6 protein-coding genes are annotated in these 6,000 nt (G+C 72.0%); 3 read left to right on the top strand and 3 right to left on the bottom strand.

Going from position 1 to position 6,000, the window contains the following annotated elements:
- Positions 1–90: 90 nt before the first annotated feature.
- Together ABZ464_RS49485 and ABZ464_RS49480 are read right to left on the bottom strand one after the other, a co-directional pair.
- On the bottom strand, positions 91–1,101 hold the full coding sequence (locus tag ABZ464_RS49485; protein ID WP_359289087.1) for an FkbM family methyltransferase: 1,011 nt from the start codon (positions 1,099–1,101) through the stop codon (positions 91–93).
- A 161-nt stretch (positions 1,102–1,262) separates the two neighbouring features.
- On the bottom strand, positions 1,263–1,820 hold the full coding sequence (locus tag ABZ464_RS49480) for an NAD(P)H-dependent oxidoreductase (protein ID WP_359289085.1): 558 nt from the start codon (positions 1,818–1,820) through the stop codon (positions 1,263–1,265).
- 116 nt (positions 1,821–1,936) lie between these two features.
- On the opposite strand from ABZ464_RS49480, the gene ABZ464_RS49475 reads away from it, so the two are divergent.
- The 3 genes from ABZ464_RS49475 (at position 1,937) to ABZ464_RS49465 (ending at position 5,561) form a co-directional block, all read left to right on the top strand.
- Positions 1,937–2,590, top strand: a complete 654-nt coding sequence (locus ABZ464_RS49475) for a helix-turn-helix domain-containing protein (protein WP_359289083.1) — start codon at positions 1,937–1,939, stop codon at positions 2,588–2,590.
- 379 nt (positions 2,591–2,969) lie between these two features.
- Positions 2,970–4,007, top strand: coding sequence for a LacI family DNA-binding transcriptional regulator (locus ABZ464_RS49470; RefSeq protein ID WP_359289081.1), 1,038 nt, complete (start codon positions 2,970–2,972; stop codon positions 4,005–4,007).
- A gap of 108 nt (positions 4,008–4,115) precedes the next feature.
- The gene (locus tag ABZ464_RS49465; RefSeq protein WP_359289079.1) at positions 4,116–5,561 is read left to right on the top strand and encodes a benzaldehyde dehydrogenase; all 1,446 of its coding nucleotides are present in this window, start codon (positions 4,116–4,118) and stop codon (positions 5,559–5,561) included.
- Between the two features lie 27 nt (positions 5,562–5,588).
- On the opposite strand, the gene trxA is transcribed toward ABZ464_RS49465, so the two are convergent.
- Positions 5,589–5,966 (bottom strand): thioredoxin, encoded by a 378-nt coding sequence (gene trxA / locus ABZ464_RS49460; protein ID WP_359289077.1) that lies wholly within the window; start codon positions 5,964–5,966, stop codon positions 5,589–5,591.
- Between the last annotated feature and the right edge of the window lie 34 nt (positions 5,967–6,000).

Below are 6,000 nucleotides of genomic sequence, written 5' to 3'. Positions count from 1 at the left end.
GTACCTGGCACATCGCACCAGCCAGTGCATGAGTGGAGGGCTGTCCAGCCTGACGGCCGGACAGCCCTCACCAAGATCTTCATCAGTCTTCTAGGTCGCCTGTTCGGGGGCCGCCTTCGCGCGCATCATCACGCAGTCGAACTCGATCACGCGGCCGGTGGTCGCCTCGCGGGTCACCGGGTACATGCCGGTGATGCCGAAGCCCTCCGCCTCGTACGCGGCGACGGACTCGGCCATCGTGGGGCTGCCCTCGTACAGCCGCAGACAGGCGACCTCGGACTGCATGCCGACGAACTCCGCGACGCGCTTGCCGGCCCCGGCGAACACCTCCAGGTCGTACCCCTGGGTGTCCATCTTCAGATACGGGACGGGGTCCGCCAGGCCTTCCAGGGCCTCGTCCATCACCTGGTCGAGGCGACGGATGCGGATCTCCTCGGTGTCGGACTTCTTGAACCGGCCGTAGCGGCCCTTGCCGTAGTCGCTGGGCGGCAGTAGCGAGTTCATCGTCAGCCAGCTCTTGTGGATCTCCGCGGTCGTCTCCTCGCGGCCCAGTCCGCACTGGTGGACCTGCCAGTCGGGGTCGTTCTCGGCGGCCTTCGCCAGCCGGGCGAATGTCTCCGAGGTCGGCTCGAAGGACACGATCCGGCCGGTGTACCCGGCCCTGCGCAGCCGCTTGGCGTACTGGCCGGTGTTGGCGCCGACGTCGAAGACGCAGTTCACGCCGTACAGCTCGAGCATGGCGGCCACATGCTGGACGCACAGGTACTCGGCAGCGGAAAGCTGGATCTTGCGCTCGTCCTGGTGCTCCGGGTCCTCGATCACGAGGACCGCACCGGTGTCGCCGAGGGGCACGACGCCCTTCTCGGTGCCCCCGGTCCGAGCGCCGCCGCGGGTGCGCCGCAGGACCCAGGTGTCCTTGTCCACACCGGTCACGCGGTAGGGGCTGCCGCGCCGGGAGAGGACCTTCGTGCCCGCGTCCACGTCGGTCACCTCGTAGGGGCCGCCGCGTCGGGAGACCACCGCCGCACCCGGGCCGAGGTCGGTCACCTGGACGCCTATGCGGGGCATCAGCTGGAGCAGTCGTCGATAAAGGGTCTGCATCCCTCAAGCCCTATCAGACCGCGCGGGCAGCGGTCTGGGGGTTGAACGACATTCGACGGTTGTGAACACACCGGAAACACCGGGGGCACGGCAGAGGGGCCGCGGCAACCGTGCCGCGGCCCCTCGGTGGCGTACCGTACGCCGGGGTGGTCACCCCTCGATCAGGCGGCGACGCCCACGTTGCCGTGCAGCCGGGCGACGACCTCGGCCAGCTGGCCGACGACCTCGGCGTCGTCCGACGGGTGGGTCTCGGCGAAGCGGGTCAGCGAGCCCGGGATGGACAGCTTGACGTCCTCGAGGACCTTGCCGCCGGCGATGCCCACGGCCTTGCGGGCCTCGTCCTGCGCCCACACACCGCCGAACTGGCCGAACGCGGTGCCGACCACGGCGACGGGCTTGCCGCCGAAGGCGCCGGCGCCGTACGGGCGGGACAGCCAGTCGATGGCGTTCTTCAGGACGGCCGGGATCGTGCCGTTGTACTCGGGGGAGAAGAGCAGGAACGCGTCGGCGCCCTGGGCGGCCTCGCGCAGCTTGGCGGCGGCGGCCGGGACGCTGCCCTCGACGTCGATGTCCTCGTTGTAGAAGGGGACCTCGGCCAGACCCTCGAAGAGCTCGACCTCGGCGCCCTCGGGAGCGACCTTGACGGCCGCCTCGGCGAGCTGGCGGTTGGTCGAACCGGCGCGGAGGCTGCCGACGAGCGCGAGGATGCGGACAGACATGGGAACTCCCAAGGGCTGAAACATGGCGTTTACGATCCGGACCGAGGTCCGCTTAATTTCTAGCACTCTAACCGGACCGTGGTCCAGTTTCATTCCCGGTGCTTTACGCTGAGTTCATGTCCAGCCTTCTGCCGCCCTGTCCGGAGCCCGAGGAGAAGATCGGCGAACCCCAGCGACTGCTCCAGCTGGGGACCGCCGGCGACGAGCCGTGTCTGCGCGCGGACGCGGCCCGCAACCGTGCGCGGCTGCTGGACGCCGCCGCCCGGCTGATCGCCGAGCACGGCGCGGCCGGGGTCACCATGGAGGCGGTGGCGGCGGCCGCCAACGTGGGCAAGGGCACGGTCTTCCGCCGCTTCGGCGACCGCACCGGCCTGCTGATGGCGCTGCTCGACCACTCGGAGCAGAAGATGCAGGCCGGGTTCCTCGGCGGGCCCCCGCCGCTCGGGCCGGGCGCGCCGCCCGTGGAGCGGCTGCGGGCTTTCGGCGTCGCCGTGCTGCGGCGCTGCGTCGACGAACTGGATCTCCAGCTGGCGGCCGAGGCCGCCGCAGACCGCCGCTACTCGGTACCCGCCCGTCGCGTCCAGCACAGCCATGTGGTCCTGCTGCTGCGCCAGGCGCTGCCCGACGCCGACCACGAACTCCTGGCCCACACCCTGATGGGCTACCTCAACCCGGTCCTGATCCACCACCTGACCCGCCAGTGCGGGGTGCCCCTGGCACGGCTGGAGAACGGGTGGAGCGATCTGGTGGACCGGATCACGGGAGGCTAGGGCCTGTCGTTTGGATCATGCCGCGCGTCGCGGGGTGTGGCACGCGCGTCTGCGGCGTTGTCGTCGGTTGACGACTCCCCCACTCCCGGCTGCGCTCGAGCGGGGGGACCCCCATCGCGTCGCCGCCCTCCTCCGCCTTGCAGCCGCACGCACCACACCCCGCTCAGGTCGGCCGAGAGGCCACGTCGGCTCAGCCGACCTGATCCAAACGACAGCCCCTAGCCGGGTGCTGCCCGCCCGCGCGACACACCCGCGCCGTACGGGAATCCGTGTTCGGGAGTTCACGCTGGTGAGCGCAGGTGCTAGTTGATGATTCATCAAATCTGGGCATCCCCCGCCCGGAACCCCGCGCACAGCTTCTGCCAAGATGCCGTACGTCATGGTGCAGATACCGAACACGCCCGCGCCGACGAAGTCGCCGGCGCCGCGCCCCGTGCCCACGAGCGCCGATGTGGCCCGCCTGGCCGGGGTCTCGCGCGCGACCGTCTCCTACGTGCTGAACAACACCAGCGCCGTACGCATCAGCGAGCCCACCCGCCGCCGGGTCCACGAGGCCGCGAAGGAACTCGGGTACGTGCCGCACGCGGCCGCCCGCAGCCTGCGCGCCGGACACAGCCGAGTCGTCCTGATGCCCACCCTGCCCGTGCCGGCCGGCCCCCTCTACAGCCAGTTCGTGCACGACTTCCAGGGCGCCCTCAGCCGCCTCGACTACACCGTCGTCCAGTACGGCACCTCCGGACTGCGCGGCGACGACGCCGCCCGGGCCTGGGCCGAACTGCGGCCGGTCGGCGTACTCGTGCCCACCCCCGGCATCGGCCCGGAGGGCGTCGCCGTCCTCAAACGGTCCGGCGCGCGGGCCGTGGTGACGCTCAGCCCCGTGGCCGTCGAGGGCGCCCACGCGCTGCTCCTGGACCACGCCCACGTCGGCCACAGCGCCGCCGAGCACCTGCACGCGCGCGGCAGACGGCGGATCGGTGTCGTCGTGCCCGAGGAGCCCGGCATGGAGATCTTCTCCGGGCCGCGCCTGACCGGCGCCCGCGAGGCCCTGCGCGGCACCGGCGCCACCGTCGTCGAACTGCCCCTGGCCTACACCCAGAAGTCCGCCGCCGCCCTCGCCGCCCGCTGGTCGGACCTGGGCCTGGACGCCGTGTTCGCCTACAACGACGAGTACGCGATGCTGCTGATGCGGGCCCTCATGGACGCGGGGGTCCGGGTCCCCGAGGACACGGCCGTCATCGGCGCCGACGATCTGATGCTGGGGCGGCTGCTGCGGCCTACGCTGAGTACCGTGCGCATCGCGCTGCCCTCCGGCCGTGAACTCGCGGCACTGGTCGACCGGGCGGTGCGCAACCCCGGCGCCGAGCCCGAGTCGCACCCCCTGTCCGGCGCAACTGTCGTGCACCGCGAGTCCAGTTGACCCCTGGAAGGTGCGCCCGACCGGACTAGGCTGTTAAATGCTCAACCACATGGGATGTCTGCGCCCCTGAGCAGTGCGTCCCGCGGGCCACCGATCGGAGAGCCATCCATGCCGCTGCTCGACCCCCAGACCTGGCAGACCTCGCAGTCCCGTGCCCTGACCGGCCCGCGGCACACCGTCACCGAGCCCGCCACCGGCGAACAGCTCGGCACCGTCGTCCTGGCCGCCGCCGCCGACGTGGCCCCGGCCGCCGCGGCCGCCCGCGCCGCCCAGGGCGATTGGGCCCGCCTCCCGCACTTCGTCCGCGCCGGGGTGCTGCGCAAGGCCGGCGACCTGTTCGCCGCGCACGCCGCGGAGCTGCGCGACTGGATCGTCCGCGAGTCCGGCTCCATCCCGGGCAAGGCCGACTTCGAACTGCACGTCGCCGCCCAGGAGTGCTACGAGGCCGCCGCCCTCGCCTCCCGCCCCGCCGGCCAGGTCCTGCCCAGCGAGGCGCCCAGGCTGTCGTACACCCGGCGGATCCCGGTCGGCGTGGTCGGCGTGATCTCCCCGTTCAACGCCCCGCTGATCCTCTCCATCCGCTCCGTCGCGCCCGCCCTCGCGCTCGGCAACGGCGTGGTCCTCAAGCCCGACCCGCGCACGGCGGTCTGCGGCGGACTCTCCCTGGCCGCCGTCTTCGCCGAGGCGGGCCTTCCCGAGGGCCTCCTCCAGGTGCTGCCCGGCGGCGCCGAGACGGGCGCCGCCCTGGTCGCCGACCCGCGCGTCCCGGTCATCTCCTTCACCGGCTCCACCGCCGCGGGCCGCGCGGTCGGCGAGGCCGCCGGACGCCACCTCAAGCGCGCCCACCTGGAGCTCGGCGGGAACTCCGCCCTGATCGTGCTGGAGGACGCCGACCTCGACGCGGTGATCTCCACGGCCGCCTGGGGCTCGTTCTTCCACCAGGGCCAGATCTGCATGACCACCGGCCGCCACCTGGTCCACGCCTCGCTCTACGAGGAGTACGTCGAACGGCTCGCCGCCAAGGCCGAGTCCCTGGCCGTCGGCGACCCGCACCGCGCCCAGGTCCACCTCGGTCCGCTCATCGACCGGGGCCAGCTCACGAAGGTGCACGGTCTGGTGGAGGCCAGCACGGCCGCCGGCGCGAAACTCGCCGCGGGCGGCACCCACGAGGACCTCTTCTACCGGCCGACCGTCCTCGCCGGCGTCGACGGGGCGACCCCCGCCTACGCGGAGGAGGTCTTCGGCCCGGTGGCCCCCGTCCGCTCCTTCACCACCCCCGACGAGGCCGCCGCGCTCGCCGCCGACAGCGCCTACGGCCTCTCCCTGGGCATCGTCACCCGTGACTCCGCCCGTGGCCTGGACCTCGCCGAACGCATCCCCACCGGCATCGTCCATATCAACGACCAGACGGTGAACGACGAGGCCGTGGCCCCCTTCGGCGGCGTCGCCGCGTCCGGCACCGGCGCCCGCTTCGGCGGCGAGGCCAACGTGGAGGCCTTCACCGACCTGCGCTGGACGACGGTGCGCGGCGACGTGGCCCCGTACCCGTTCTGAGACGCTGCGGCGCTGAAGCTCTGAGGCCTACTGCTCGGCCTGGGCCTGCTGCTCCGCCACCGACTTGCGGACCTCGTCCATGTCCAGCTTGCGCGCCTGCCCGATCACGTCCGCGAGGGCGGCCTCGGGCAGCGCGCCCGGCTGGGCGAACACGGCGACCCGGTCACGGACGATCATCAGCGTGGGGATCGACTGGATGCCGAAGGCCGCGGCCAGCTCCGGCTGCGCCTCGGTGTCCACCTTGCCGAACACCAGATCCGGGTTGTCCTGCGCGGCCTTCTCGTAGACCGGCGCGAACTGACGGCACGGGCCGCACCAGGCCGCCCAGAAGTCGATCAGGACGAAGTCGTTGTCCGTGACCGTCTGGTCGAAGTTCTCCTTGGTGAGCTCCACGGTGCTGCTCATGACCTGCAACCTTCTTCCTGGTGTGGGCTTGCTG

It is taken from the genome of Streptomyces sp. NPDC005820 (assembly GCF_040630255.1).
Classification (GTDB): Bacteria; Actinomycetota; Actinomycetes; order Streptomycetales; family Streptomycetaceae; genus Streptomyces.
This window is presented reverse-complemented; position numbering and strand designations above follow the sequence as displayed.